12 protein-coding genes are annotated in these 13,302 nt (G+C 49.0%); 11 read left to right on the top strand and 1 reads right to left on the bottom strand.

Translation table 11 applies throughout. From position 1 onward, the window contains the following. Window positions 1–189 precede the first annotated feature (189 nt). Genes RMO27_RS10190 through RMO27_RS10180 form a run of 3 tightly spaced genes read left to right on the top strand, consistent with a single transcriptional unit; the run spans window position 190 to window position 2,596 of the window. A complete protein-coding gene (locus RMO27_RS10190; RefSeq protein WP_396133659.1) occupies window positions 190–552 on the top strand; it encodes a DUF4440 domain-containing protein in 363 nt (120 codons plus the stop codon). A gap of 48 nt (window positions 553–600) precedes the next feature. Continuing rightward, window positions 601–1,596, top strand: a complete 996-nt coding sequence (gene thiL, locus RMO27_RS10185) for a thiamine-phosphate kinase (protein WP_309732002.1) — start codon at window positions 601–603, stop codon at window positions 1,594–1,596. A 49-nt stretch (window positions 1,597–1,645) separates the two neighbouring features. After that, the gene (locus RMO27_RS10180) at window positions 1,646–2,596 is read left to right on the top strand and encodes a serine hydrolase (protein ID WP_309732000.1); all 951 of its coding nucleotides are present in this window, start codon (window positions 1,646–1,648) and stop codon (window positions 2,594–2,596) included. A gap of 18 nt (window positions 2,597–2,614) precedes the next feature. On the opposite strand, the gene RMO27_RS10175 is transcribed toward RMO27_RS10180, so the two are convergent. Further along, window positions 2,615–3,076 carry a MarR family winged helix-turn-helix transcriptional regulator gene (locus RMO27_RS10175; RefSeq protein WP_309731999.1) on the bottom strand — a complete coding sequence of 154 codons (462 nt, stop codon included), beginning with the start codon at window positions 3,074–3,076 and terminating at the stop codon, window positions 2,615–2,617. Between RMO27_RS10175 and RMO27_RS10170 the strand changes: the two genes are divergently transcribed. From RMO27_RS10170 to RMO27_RS10135, 8 genes are all read left to right on the top strand, one after another. Next, a complete protein-coding gene (locus RMO27_RS10170; RefSeq protein ID WP_309731997.1) occupies window positions 3,065–3,301 on the top strand; it encodes a hypothetical protein in 237 nt (78 codons plus the stop codon). The genes RMO27_RS10175 and RMO27_RS10170 overlap by 12 nt on opposite strands. A 134-nt stretch (window positions 3,302–3,435) precedes the next feature. Beyond that, the gene (locus RMO27_RS10165; protein ID WP_309731994.1) at window positions 3,436–4,158 is read left to right on the top strand and encodes a DUF4386 domain-containing protein; all 723 of its coding nucleotides are present in this window, start codon (window positions 3,436–3,438) and stop codon (window positions 4,156–4,158) included. Between the two features lie 91 nt (window positions 4,159–4,249). Beyond that, entirely contained in the window at window positions 4,250–5,068 is an 819-nt protein-coding gene (locus RMO27_RS10160; RefSeq protein ID WP_309731992.1) for a formylglycine-generating enzyme family protein, read from the top strand. Between the two features lie 179 nt (window positions 5,069–5,247). Continuing rightward, a complete protein-coding gene (locus RMO27_RS10155) occupies window positions 5,248–8,997 on the top strand; it encodes a hypothetical protein (protein WP_309731989.1) in 3,750 nt (1,249 codons plus the stop codon). A 253-nt stretch (window positions 8,998–9,250) separates the two neighbouring features. Next, the gene (locus tag RMO27_RS10150; RefSeq protein WP_309731987.1) at window positions 9,251–10,873 is read left to right on the top strand and encodes a Ppx/GppA phosphatase family protein; all 1,623 of its coding nucleotides are present in this window, start codon (window positions 9,251–9,253) and stop codon (window positions 10,871–10,873) included. A 191-nt stretch (window positions 10,874–11,064) separates the two neighbouring features. Beyond that, window positions 11,065–11,877, top strand: coding sequence for a TPM domain-containing protein (locus RMO27_RS10145; RefSeq protein ID WP_309731985.1), 813 nt, complete (start codon window positions 11,065–11,067; stop codon window positions 11,875–11,877). Between the two features lie 182 nt (window positions 11,878–12,059). After that, entirely contained in the window at window positions 12,060–12,488 is a 429-nt protein-coding gene (locus tag RMO27_RS10140) for a DUF6932 family protein (RefSeq protein ID WP_309731984.1), read from the top strand. After that, window positions 12,485–13,302: pentapeptide repeat-containing protein (locus RMO27_RS10135; RefSeq protein WP_309731982.1), on the top strand; the 818-nt coding region annotated here is incomplete at its 3' end. The genes RMO27_RS10140 and RMO27_RS10135, both read left to right, overlap by 4 nt.

Genomic DNA, 13,302 nt, shown 5'->3' with positions numbered 1-13,302 from the left:
AACGCAAAGAACGCAAAGGTTTTTTAACGTTTGGGTGAGGTTGTTAGCGGCTGCCGCAAAGGGCGCAGAGGGAAGATGACGGACAAAGAGAAGGAGATTGAGGACAGATCTGCGGATGTGAATGAGTATCTAGATTGTCCGCCTGAATTCGTTACAGAGCTTCAATATGCGGACGTTTTGCACGAGCTGATGCAACGCGAACCGATTTTTCATCATCCTGAATTTGGTACGACCCGCCAGGATTTTGAGAACATGACGGATGCTGCATTTTGGGAGGTTGGTGCTTCCGGTCGCCGCTATGGTCGGGATTATGTATTGGCAGAAGTTGTCAGGCGATATGAGGATTCAGGATATCAAGGCATTCACTCTGCTCCAGAAAACACTTGGCAGACTAGAGATTTCTACTGCCGAGCGATCGCGCCAGATACTTATTTGCTGACGTATACTCTCATCCAAACAGCGCGAGTGACGCGGAGATCGACCCTCTGGCAATATACCAACAGTGGTTGGAAGATCTTGTATCATCAGGGAACGATCGTCGAGGATGGTTAATTTTTCCGTTCTGCTCGATTCACATGCCCCTATCAACTCATCCCTACAATGCTAATTAGCGATTTGGGTGAACGCGGATTATTGCAATTAATCGCACCCTATTGTCTGCCCAAGACGATCGGTGATGATGGCGCGATCGTTCATCCACCAGCAGGTTGTGAGTTAGTCGTCACTACTGATGTGCTGGTAGATGGCGTGCATTTTAGCGATCGCACGACGACGGCATTTGATGTCGGTTGGCGATCGGTTGCCGCCAATTTATCAGATCTGGCCGCAATGGGCGCGACACCTTTGGGAATCACTGTGGGGTTAAGTTTACCCCCGATATTACATGTCATCTGGTTAGAGCAGCTTTACGCGGGAATGCAGGCATGTTTGGAGCGATATGGAACGGGGATTATCGGTGGAGACTTGACTCGATCGAGTGTGACGACTGTAGCGATTACGGCATTAGGGGCAGTGCAACCCGATCGCATTATCGCTCGATCGACTGCCCAAATTGGCGATGCGATCGTGGTGACGGGTTATCATGGCGACTCTCATGCTGGTTTGCAACTACTGCTCGATGCCAAAGTGGGGCAAACAGATTTTACAGCGCAACAGCAAGCTTTAATTACCACCCATCAACGACCGCAACCTAGATTGGATGTGTTGCCAATCATCGATCGATTGCGTGCGAATGCGAGTCAACCATTTATGATCAGCGGGATGGATAGTAGCGATGGATTAGCAGATGCGATCGTCCAAATTTGTCAGGCTAGCGGCGTCGGTGCAGTGCTAAATCGATCGACCCTGCCGATCTCCCCAGCTTTATCCCAAGTTTTTCCAGAGACATCCTTAGATTCCGCTTTATATGGCGGTGAAGACTTTGAACTAGTATTGTCGATGCCCGAACCAGTTGCCCTAGAATTAGTGAAGAACATCGGTAAAAGTGCGGCAATTATCGGTCAGGTCGTTCGATCGTCAGATATTGTATTAATCGACGATCTCGCTGGAGGTGCCACAATTTGTTTAAACCGACAGTCAGGATTTCAGCATTTTTAGACCAAACCAAATCCCATTCCCCGTCTGCCCGTCCCCCACTCCCACACCCATGCCTTTTTATCAATCGAATCCCCAACTCACCACTCTAGCCGAAGCCGCTTTGGCAGATACTTGGCAAAAATTTCCGACCTTGGAACGCGAACAGGTTGCACTCACCTGGCTAGTCTATGATGCCCCAATTCCAGTCAATACTGGCGGTGCAATCACCGCCGACGAACTCTGGAAATATCCGGTCAGAGGCTTTAACTATCGCGGGAACGATCGGATTTATCCCGCCAGTATCGCCAAATTATTTTATTTGCTAGCGATGCATGAATGGCTGGAGCAAGGGATGGCATCGGCATCGAGCGAACTCGATCGAGCAGTGCGGGATATGATAATTGACTCTAGCAATGATGCGACTAGTCTAGTCGTCGATACCCTCACGGGTACTACCAGCGGCCCCGAATTGTCTGCTGGGCCATTTGAATCCTGGAAATCACAGCGCAACTTCGTCAACCGCTATTATCAATCGCTGGGCTGGTCGGAACTAGACCCTGTGAATGTCAATCAAAAAACGTGGAGCGATGGCCCCTACGGACGGGAACGGGCTTTCGTCGGTGAAATGCGGGAAAACCGGAACATGGTGACGACAGATGCCGTGGCGAGACTGATGCATAGTATTGTCGGGGGTGCTGCTGTCAGCGGCGATCGATCGAGTCAGATGATGCAACTCCTCCACCGCGATCTAAAGCTAGCTCAAGCCACACCCGATCCGGGCGAAGAGAACCAGGTAAATGGCTTTCTCGGCGCAGGTTTGCCAGCAGAAAGTCAAATTTGGTCGAAAGCTGGCTGGACGTCTCAGGTACGTCATGATGCGGCGTATATCGAACTCGCGGACAAGCAACCATATTTACTGATTGTATTTACCGAAGGCGCAGCCAATAGTCAAAATCGTCAGATCTTGCCATTTATTGCCGATCGATTTGTGACGGCAATGTCGCAGATGCAAGCTGAGTAAGCTTGAAGCTATCTTCAATTAGGCTATTGTATCTCGACGATCGTCTAGCCAATTCTTTAAGCGAAACAGGGACTTGTGTAACATCTCAATGTCCTCGGAACTCCATTCGGCAAAGATGAGCTGGGCATCAGGCTCGATGCAGGCGATCGCTTGTTGGTGTGCAGCCAAACCTGCGGCTGTAATCGAGTGAAATTTTACGCGTTTATCTTCCTGACTAACTTGGAACTCCAAATAGCCCTTTTCCAATAAATGCTGCACCGTTTTACTCATCGCAGGTTGATTTGCCTGAAATGCTGAGGCCAGTTGCGTGATGGTGTAACGCTGCTGTGGGTCGCGGCTAAAGCGGTTTAGCATCGTAAATTGTGGCAATGGCAAGTTGCTCTCATTCATCAATCGATCGAATCGGGTGGTCATTAACTGGTTTGCCACCCCAATCCAAATCAAAATTTGCCTGAGTTTTTCGGGTTCGTGACAATTCATAGCTGTTTAGCGATTTCGCAAGACGAAGGCTTCGCCAACGATAAACCTGGCAAATGTCTACAGGGTAAAGGATTTACCTGTCTATCATATCCCAATCGCCCCAATCTTCAGCAATTCCAAATTCAAAATATTTTACCGATTCTCCACCACCGATCGATCGTTTCTGGTGGGGTTGGGCAGGTTGGTTTAACACTTATTGGTACAAATCAAGGCTTCCTAGCATAAACCTGCCCCTACAAGATGTCTAAATAAGTTTGAATTTGGAATTGCTGCCCAATCTTAGCACGCGCAGGCCGGGGATCTGCTTGACAACATTCCTAAGAATGTTAATATATTCTTAGGAATGTTTATGAAGTTTTATGATATCCCCCCAAAAGTCTTTGTATACGATCGCTGGCTGGTTGCTAGTTGCTGAAAGTCTGCTGATTTTTGTCCCGCTCTCGGTGTTGGGCAGTGCAATTAGCTGGCCGAAAAGTTTGAGCTATCCAGCGGATAAAATTCTACCGCTATTGGTCGAAAATAGTTCAGCCGTGAGGTTTGGCTATCTCGTTTATTTGGTTTACTCGATGCTGTTTTGGGTTGTTGCCAATTTGACGATTCGGGTGCTGAGTAATAATGATGAAACCGATTCAGTTTGGCTGCGCATCGCGAATGGGTTTGGCATTGCTTCGACTGCCGCTCGTTGTCTGGGGATTATGCGGTGGCTAGTGGCAATGCCTGCGCTAGCGACACTTTACACCGATCCAAATATATCTAGTGGCACTCGCGAATCGATCGCAGTCGTCTATCGCGCGCTCAATGACTATGCGGGGTCGGTAGGTGAAGTCTTGGGGGTGAGCTTATTTGCAGGACTGTGGCTGGCGATCGTGTCGTTAAGAATTTTGCAAACTAGAGTATTACCTCGCTGGTTGGGATTTTTGGGGCTGGTGTCAGCAACTTTACTGGGCATTCAATTAGCCAGGTTATTCGGGGTAGATTTAGGCGCGTTTATCTCAATCTCAGTGAGTGTCTTACAACTATGGTTTTTGGCAATGGGAATCGTACTCATCATGAAGGCTTCAAAAGTCGATTATCTCCGGTAGGCTCCGCCAGGGATTGAGTTTGGGCTGGGAGAGATCGCCGACCCCGTGGCATACTTGGATCTAGTCGATCGATTCTGTTAGAAACTAAACTATGTCTTCTGTTCCCAACCTTCAAACCTGTACTTTTGAAACCGTTTGTGTCGATGGTTATGGGGAGATTGTTGATCGACAAACAGGAATGGCTGAATATTTTACTGTCAGTTTGAGTGAAGGCGTCGCGTTGGATCTGGTAGCAATTCCTGGCGGTGAATTTATGATGGGTGACGATCGACATCATCCCGACGAACGGCCAGTGCATCGAGTTACGGTACCATCATTTTTCATGAGTAAATATCCGATTACTCAGGCGCAATATCGATCGCTAATGGGCGCAGATGCTGGATTTGGGCTAGGTGCAGATTATCCGATCGAGCGGGTTAGTTGGGATGAGGCGATCAAGTTTTGCACCCAATTGTCTCAACAAACTGGCGATCATTATACTTTGCCCAGTGAAGCACAGTGGGAATATGCTTGCCGTGCGGGAACGCAGACAGCCTTTCATTTTGGGGAGACGATTACCACTGAGGTAGTTAATTACAACGGCGATTTTCCCTATGCTGGCGCACCGACAGGTGAAAACAGAGAACGAGCTACGCCTGTTGGCAGCTTTCCCCCCAATCAGTTTGGATTGTATGACATGCATGGCAATGTCTGGGAATGGTGTTTGGATGAGTATCGACCGAGTTATCAGAATGCACCATTCGATGGCAGTGTGTGGAGGACTAGCGACGCGCCCAGCGATCCCAAGCGGGTGATGCGCGGCGGGGCTTGGGACTACGTCGCGCGAGGCTGTCGGAGTGCCGTCCGGGGGAGCTTGGCTCCGAGCAGTCGCGTGGCGGGCTGTGGACTCAGAGTAGTTTTGGCGCGCTAAAAATTTAGTTGTAGTAGTCAGTATTTGCTCGTTTCCAAATGACGTTATACTGGTGTCGATCGCCAACCGACATACCTCAATCCCTACTGGTAGTAAGCTAGACAATATGTCGGATCTGTGCATAATAATCGACGATGGTAAGTATTAGTAACATCAGAATTGTCGAGGAGAAAATACTGATGGAATTAGATCGTGCTGAGGCGATCGTCAAGGAACTCCTAGCCCCAAAATATCTCAATCCACCTCAAGAACTGGTATTTAGAGCTGCTTGGCAAGGTCAGTCTTATCGCCATCTGGCCGAAATAGCCGGATACGATCGAACCTACATCAAAGGAGTAGGTGCTCAACTGTGGCGGATGTTATCGATCGCCACCCAAAGCAAAGTCTCCAAAGTTAATTTTCGTCAAGTCATTGAAGCGGTGGCAGCCAGGATCGACGAGCGGTTGGGAGTAGAGCCGCAACTCAGTCGGCCGGTAATTGACTGGAGCGAAGCGATGGACATTTCGACCTTTTATGGGCGCGAATTAGAGCGCAGTCAATTAGAGCGTTGGATTACCAGAGATCGGTGCCGCTTAGTAGCGATTTTGGGCATGGGCGGCATGGGCAAAACGACGATCGCTGTCGAGTTGGTGCAACAGTTACAAGCGCAAATTCAGCTCGATCCCACCGATCCGACAGCACAGCCCGATCCCGATCCCGATCCCGATCGATTTTGTTGTATCTTGTGGCGGAGTTTGCTCAATGCCCCACCACTGAAAGAATTACTGCCAGAGCTAATTCGGATGGTTACGATCTCGCCAGGATTGGCACTGAGTCGGGAGCGTTCGGCGACACTCCTGCTCACCGAACGTCGCGGCGAGCGGAGAATGCGACAATTGGAACTCATGCCCAAGACGGTAGCCGGACAACTCGAATTGTTATTAGAAATCTGTCAGCAATATCGCTGTCTGATCGTCCTCGATAATTGCGAATCGATCTTTCAGGCAGGGGCGCAAGTCGGACAGTATCGCGCCGGATATGCTGACTATGGCGATCTGTTTAGTACATTAGGGCGGACGAATCATCAGAGTTGTCTGCTGCTCACCAGTCGAGAAAAACCGACAGAAATCAGCCAATTAGAAGGCGTTAATGCCAAAGTCAGAACCTTAATTTTGCCGGGATTGGATGCAGTCGCCGGACAACGGATTTTTGCCGATCGCGGCTGCGAACCGATTTCCCCAGCAGAATGGGTGGAAATCGATCGCTATTGCGGCGGCAATCCGCTGGCATTTCAACTGATTGCGGCAGCAGTCCAAGAAGTCGCCGACGGGGATGTAAGTGAAATTTTCCCCTATTTACGATCGAGCAATTTGGGGTTTGCAGATATTCAGATTTTGCTCGAACAGCAGTGGGATCGCTTAACTGCTGAGGAACAACAGGTGATGTACTGGCTGGCGATCGGTCGGGAACCTATGTCGATCTTGGATTTGGAAGGATCGCTGCATCCGGCTTGGAATCATCCCGGCAACGATCGATCGAGATCGTCAGCAGCTCAACCGCGCGCGCGGCACTCATCTTTACTGACGGTCTTACAGTCCTTACGCCGGAGAAGTATTATCGCCAATCTACCCGGACAGATCGATCGCACTCAGCGACACTGGTCGCTCCAACCGATGGTGATGGAATACGTCACGGGGCGATTTGTCAGTAGCATCTGTACTGAAATCGAGCGACAGCAACCGTTCTTACTCGATATGCAGCCGATCGCCCAAGCCACTGCCAAAGAGTATCTCCGACAGGCACAACTGCGGACGATCATCCGACCGACGATCGATAAACTTCGCACCAGTATTGGTAATTCCCACCAAATCGGCGGGCGGTTGCGGCAGATTTTGGCCGATTGGCGAGTTACCCGCCCACTCCAGCCAGGATACCTCGCTGGCAATATTCTCAATTTACTGAACTATCTCAAGCTCGATTTGACCGATCTTGATTGCTCGGAGTTGGTCGTTTGGCAGGCATACTTAGTCGATGCCAACCTGGTACGAGTCAACTTTACCAATGCCCAGATGCGCGATTGCGCTTTTACACAGACGTTTAGTAGCATTTTGGCGATCGCTTATAGTCCCGATGGCCAGATCCTCGCAGCTAGCGATAGCAGTGGCGAAATTCGGCTGTGGTCGGTGCCAGATGGGCAATGTTTGCTGACTTGTTCGGGACATACCAATTGGGTGCGGGCGATCGAGTTTAGTCCCGATGGTCGGTATCTGGCTAGTTCTAGCGACGATCGGACAATTAGACTCTGGGATTTGCAAGATGGCACTTGTTTGCAAATCCTCGGCGAGGGTATTCATAGTTTGGGCTTGAGTTTTAGTCCCGATGGTGGCTATCTCGCCAGTGGGAGCACGGATAATCTCATCTACTACTGGCATCTCAAAACCGGATGCTGCGAACGGCAATTTGTCGGACATCAAAACTGGTCGATGGATGTCTGTTTTCACCCCCACGGACACAAATTAGCTAGCGGTAGCGCGGATGGCACTGTCATGGTCTGGGATGTGGCGACAGGTGGCTGCGATCGCATCTGGCAGGAGCATGAAAACTGGGTGACAACGCTCGATTATAGTCTCGATGGTAAAACCATCCTCAGCGGCAGTCTCGATGGCAGTCTGCGCCTGTGGGATACCTCTGAGTCGATCGATTCGGCCTGTCGGTTGACGATCTCCGAACATGGCGATGAGATTTGGTCGGCTGTGTTTAGCCCAGATGGTACGCAAATTGCCAGTGCGGGTGTCGGTGGTTTGTTGCGGATTTGGCGCGCGAGTGATGGTTGCTGCCTGCATAACTTAGAAGGACATAGCGATCGGTTGTGGGCGGTAGCTTTTCATCCCCACGGCTACCAAATTGCCAGCGGTGGCGAAGATCGGACGATTCGAGTGTGGCAAGTGAGTGATGGTAAATGCTTGCAGGCACTCAATGGTTATACCAATTGGTTTCGATCGATTGCCTGGAGTCCAGATAACCAACAGTTGATTACGGCCAGTCGCGATGCCCAGATTCGCGTGTGGTGTGCGACCGAACAAATCTGTCTCCACCAACTAGCCGGACATACCAAATCGACCACCATTGTGGCCTACGATCCGCAAGGCGAGACTTTTGCCAGCGGTAGCAACGACCGCACGATTAGAATTTGGGATGCCCACACTTTGGCTTGCAGCCAGATTCTGCGCGGACATCCCGGCGAAATTTTAGCCCTAGTTTACAGTCCTGACGGTCGGTATGTGGTGAGTGCTGGCAGTGATCGCAGTATCCGGATTTGGGATACTCAGAGCTGGTGCTGCTTGCAGATTCGCATGGGGCATACCGATCGGATTGGCAGTTTGGCTTATCATCCCAGTCGCGATCTGATTGCTAGTGCCAGCGAGGATCTCACCGTCCGGCTCTGGAATCTCCACGACGATACGCCCTTAGGAATTCTCTCCCATACCAATCGCGCGATCGCCCTAGCCTTCGATCCTGGTGGTACGATCCTCGCTAGTGGTGGTATGGATAGTAAAATTTTGCTCTGGAATATCGATACCGGCCAACTTTGCCATCAATTGACCGGACATACTGGCTGGATTTTATCGCTAGCATATAGTCCCGATGGTAAGTGGCTCTATAGTGGTGCTTCTGATTTCACCATCAAAATCTGGTCGCTGGAAACCGGATTGTGTGTCGATACCTTCGCCGGACACCACGGCTGGGTCTGGTCGGTGGCGGTTAGTCGCTGCGGTCGGTTTTTGGCTAGTGCCAGTGAAGATGAAACCATTCGGTGCTGGGATGTGGCTGATGGTCGCATCCTCTCGACTTACCGCGCCCAACGTCCCTATGAAGGTATGAGCATCGCTGGGATTGAAGGCTTGACCAAGGCTCAGATGAATACGCTCAAATCATTGGGAGCGATTTAGGGGGTAAAGGGTAGATCGTAGGGTGCATTTCGTTGGAAAATATAACTAAAAATAGTCAAACTGGACTGTTCCGAGTGGTATAAATTTTGCATGGCAATCGCTTACAAAAGCGATCGCTGTAAGCTTGTTTCGATCTACAACATCAATGTAAATTAGAGCTGATTGGTATTGTTTGGATGGTTGTCAAAATTCAGTACCACCCGATCGAGCGACCGGTCACGATCTAAACCCTCTCATCTGGCTATAAATCCCTATGGTAAATGTGGTCGTAGAGTCTTCAAGCACGATCAATGGAGATCGATCCACCGACCCAATTATTGCCGCGATCGATATTGGCACCAACTCGGTACATATGGTTGTCGTGCGGATCGTTGCCAGCCTACCCGCATTTAGTATCATCGCCCGCGAGAAAGAAACAGTCCGCTTGGGAGATCGCGACCCCCTCACCGGCAATCTCACCCCAGCCGCGATCGATCGCGCCAAAGGCGCGCTCAAACGCTGTCAGGAAGTCGCCAAAAGCCTTAACGTCAGCCAGATCTTGGCTGTAGCGACCAGTGCCGTCCGCGAAGCCCCCAACGGACATGAATTCGTCCGCGAGATCGAGACCGAATTAGGTTTGGCGGTGAATATCATTTCGGGACAAGAGGAAGCACGGCGGATTTATCTAGGCGTCTTATCGGGGGTCGAGTTCAATAATACCCCCCATCTGATGATCGATATTGGTGGCGGCTCGACGGAATTAATTTTGGGCGATAGCCACGAACCGCGCACCCTCAGTAGTACCAAAATCGGTGCCGTGCGGCTAACAGCCGAATTTATCCCGACTAATCCCATTAACGATCGCTCTTTAAGCTACTTGCAAGCCTTCGTGCGGGGACAATTGGAACGCCCGATCGATGAAATCAAAGCCAATCTCCGACTTGGTGAAACTCCCAAAATGGTCGGTACAGCGGGAACGATCGAAACGATCGCCGCCGTCCTCAATCTAGACAAAAATGGCCATGTTCCCGATCGGATTCATGGCTTCAAGATCCAGATTGCCGAATTGCGCAATCTCATCAATCGGCTGCGGCGGATGACAGTTGCCGAGCGGATCTCGATCGAAGGAATATCCGATCGTCGTGCCGAAATTATCGTCGCTGGCGCGGTCGTGCTCCAAGAGGCGATGACGATGCTGGGAATGCAATCGCTATCTGTGTGCGAACGCAGCCTCCGCGAGGGGGTAATTGTCGATTGGATGCTCACCCAAGGTTTGATTGAAGATCGCCTGAAGTATCAAGGTTCGATCCGCGAGCGCAGTACGCTCAAAATCGCTGGCAAATATGGTGTCGATCTCCCTCACTCCGAGCGCGTCGCCGAGCTAGCATTGAGTCTATTCGACCAAACCTTCGGACAGTTACACACCTGGGACAAGTCAATTCGCAATTTACTCTGGAGCGCAGCCATCCTCCACAATAGTGGTCACTTTGTCAGTCACGACGCTCATCACAAGCATTCTTACTATCTGATTCGGTACGGGGAGCTGCTCGGATATACCGAAGCCGAAATCGACGTCATTGCCAACATCGCCCGCTACCATCGCAAAAGCGCGCCGAAGAAGAAACATCAGAATTTACAAAACCTGACCAAAGAGCAAAAATCGATCGTCTCGCAACTCAGTGCGATTTTACGGGTCGCCGTTGCTCTCGACAGACGCAGAATTGGCGCGATTAAAGATGTCTGCCTCAATTGCGATCTGACCACTCGTGAATGCCATCTGACATTTTTCCCCACCGATCCTTTAGATGCCTGCGTCCTCGAATGTTGGAGCTTGGATTATAAGAAGCCAATTTTTGAAACTGAGTTCGATCTCAAGTTATCGACAAATCGAGGCTAGTAATCTTGTGGAGAGTTGGGAAAATGGGATGTTATTCTAACTTTCGCCGATCGCCCCATTCGCTCGTAAAGTATTGTAAAGTAAATTAATAATAGATTAATTTCGATCGATCGAGACAACCGCAAAATCGGCTCTGGTTAATGCCGCTCTCTTGCTTGTCCTTGCATCGATTAAACTGACTTTAGTAGCACATGCCTTCGTCAAAAATGATATTACGTCGCCTGCTCGGATCTGCAATTGCCATCATCTTAAGTATATCCGTGTGGTCGATCGCCCCAGCCGCGCAAGCTTTTGATAATCCCGATCTCCTGCCCACCGAACAAACCCCCATCATCGATCTGGCGAAAACCTTCACCCCGATTCAAGAAGAAAACCTTGTCAAAGAGATCGACAAATTTGAAGCTGACACTGGCTGGAAACTGAGAATCCTGACACAATACGATCGTACCCCTGGACGTGCAGTCCGCAAATATTGGAACCTAGATGAGAAAAGCGTCCTAGTTGTTTCCGATTCTCGCGGTGGGAATACGCTCAATTTTCGCGTCGGTGATGATGTCTATAAATTGATGCCCAGAACTTTCTGGATCGAGCTGCAAACTAGATTTGGGAACATGTATTACGTGCGTGAAAATGGCGAAGATAGTGCCATCACCGACTCCCTCGAAGCAGTCAAAACCTGCTTGGTTAGAGGCGGCTGTAACGTCGTCCCAGGTCTACCAAAAGAGCAGTGGATATTGACTCTAACCAGTTCAATTATCGGTGGGGTGATCTGTGGTTTTGCCGGACAATATCGCAAGCCTGGTGAAGGTTTTGCTTGGCAATGGGCATTGATTTTTTCACCACTATGGGGGATTTTATTTCTCGCTTTTGGTGTCGCACCAGTAATCACGAGGACTTCAGAGTGGCTACCTCTATTTCGTAATTGTGCGGGATTTGCGATCGGTGTATTAGTAGCTTTCCTCGCACCAATTATCGGTCAATCCAATCCCTCCGAAGAACTGTAAGACATACCAAATTCCCATCAAAAGGGGTAGGGGCAATTTAGGAATTGCCCCTACCCCTTTTGCGTGGCATACGGACATACTAAGTATCCATGAAGATATTCGTTAATTATTCGGAGTTAGAAACACTACCCGTCGTGTTACCGTAGGAAAATAGGCTGTTCTCGTCGTGTTCGTTTCCCCCGATGCCCATTCCGCCATTTAATGAGCTTGGTTATCTACCACCAGGGATATATGAAGTATCATGGATGGAAATGATGGATAGATTCGCTACTAATCCCCAGAGGTTAAGATTGGCAACGGGTTTAGCTGCTGCCTCGCGTAAACTAGCCATCGCAGGTTGTAGGCGAATTCTAATTGGTGGTAGTTTCGTAACCGATAAAGAACATCCCAATGATTTTGACGGCTGGTATGAAAGCTTCGGACTAAATCTAGATATTCTTGATTCGCTATTTTTGGAAGATGTGGAATCTCAGATGGAAGTATTTGGCGGAACCTTATTCGATCCACCTAGCTACGAAGGTTTTTTTCAAACAGATCGCCAGGGAAGACCAAAAGGCGTAATCGTGCTAGATCCGCAAGAAGTGATAATACAGCTAGGAAAGCCGTCATGATTGAAAACGAACTTCAGTACCAAACTACGCTCGCTAAACTGAAAGAATTTGAGCAGCAACTAGCAGCTCTCGATCCCCAAGATCCTAACCTCCACCCTCGGCAGATTATCGGTTGGCGGAATAGTTTTAATTTGACTATCCGCCAACTCAAGCAAGAGATAACAGAATACGAGCAGCTTTTACAAAATACGAAAGGTGATAACTTGAATGAATCTCAACAATTTATCTATCCTTTTACTAACAACAAAACTGATACAAAACAACTTAGCTTTAAGAGAATAAACTTCATATCAAGAAGTTTTATCCTGATTCAGGCTGCTTTAATTCGTGCGAACTTGAGTGGTAATAATAAACTAATTGGTGTTGATTTAAGACATGCCGATCTGAGGCATTCAAATCTAAATAATGCCGATCTGAGACATTCAGATTTAAGTAATGCCAATTTGAGTGGTGCCGATCTAAGTGGTGCTGATTTAAGTAATGCCAATTTGAGTGGTGCTGATTTGAGTGGTGCTGATTTGAGTAAAGCTAATCTGCGTTGTGCTAATTTAAGTAATGTTGATTTAAGTGGTATCAATCTGAGTAGTGCTAATCTGAATTGTGCTGATTTAAGTGGTTATGATTTGATGAATGCTAATTTAAGTGGTACCAACCTAATTAGTGTCAATCTGAGTGGTGCTAATCTGAGTGGTGCTAATCTGAATGGTGCTGACTTAACTGGTGCTGACTTAACTGATGCGTACCTGATTGGTACCACTTTAATTAATGCTCACTTGAGTGGTTCCAATTTAGTTGGTGCCCATCTGAGTAAAGC

It is taken from the genome of Chamaesiphon sp. OTE_75_metabat_556 (genome assembly GCF_031378165.1).
GTDB lineage: Bacteria > Cyanobacteriota > Cyanobacteriia > Cyanobacteriales > Chamaesiphonaceae > Chamaesiphon.
This window is presented reverse-complemented; position numbering and strand designations above follow the sequence as displayed.

What these genes read in the sequence shown, in the direction of transcription:
- RMO27_RS10175 (WP_309731999.1), bottom strand. Translation starts at nt 3,076, where the DNA reads ATGAATTGTCACGAACCCGAAAAACTCAGGCAAATTTTGATTTGGATT.
- RMO27_RS10140 (WP_309731984.1), top strand. Translation starts at nt 12,060, where the DNA reads ATGCCCATTCCGCCATTTAATGAGCTTGGTTATCTACCACCAGGGATA.
- RMO27_RS10180 (WP_309732000.1), top strand. Translation starts at nt 1,646, where the DNA reads ATGCCTTTTTATCAATCGAATCCCCAACTCACCACTCTAGCCGAAGCC.
- RMO27_RS10150 (WP_309731987.1), top strand. Translation starts at nt 9,251, where the DNA reads ATGGTAAATGTGGTCGTAGAGTCTTCAAGCACGATCAATGGAGATCGA.
- thiL (WP_309732002.1), top strand. Translation starts at nt 601, where the DNA reads ATGCTAATTAGCGATTTGGGTGAACGCGGATTATTGCAATTAATCGCA.
- RMO27_RS10190 (WP_396133659.1), top strand. Translation starts at nt 190, where the DNA reads ATGCAACGCGAACCGATTTTTCATCATCCTGAATTTGGTACGACCCGC.
- RMO27_RS10155 (WP_309731989.1), top strand. Translation starts at nt 5,248, where the DNA reads ATGGAATTAGATCGTGCTGAGGCGATCGTCAAGGAACTCCTAGCCCCA.
- RMO27_RS10160 (WP_309731992.1), top strand. Translation starts at nt 4,250, where the DNA reads ATGTCTTCTGTTCCCAACCTTCAAACCTGTACTTTTGAAACCGTTTGT.
- RMO27_RS10145 (WP_309731985.1), top strand. Translation starts at nt 11,065, where the DNA reads ATGCCTTCGTCAAAAATGATATTACGTCGCCTGCTCGGATCTGCAATT.
- RMO27_RS10165 (WP_309731994.1), top strand. Translation starts at nt 3,436, where the DNA reads ATGATATCCCCCCAAAAGTCTTTGTATACGATCGCTGGCTGGTTGCTA.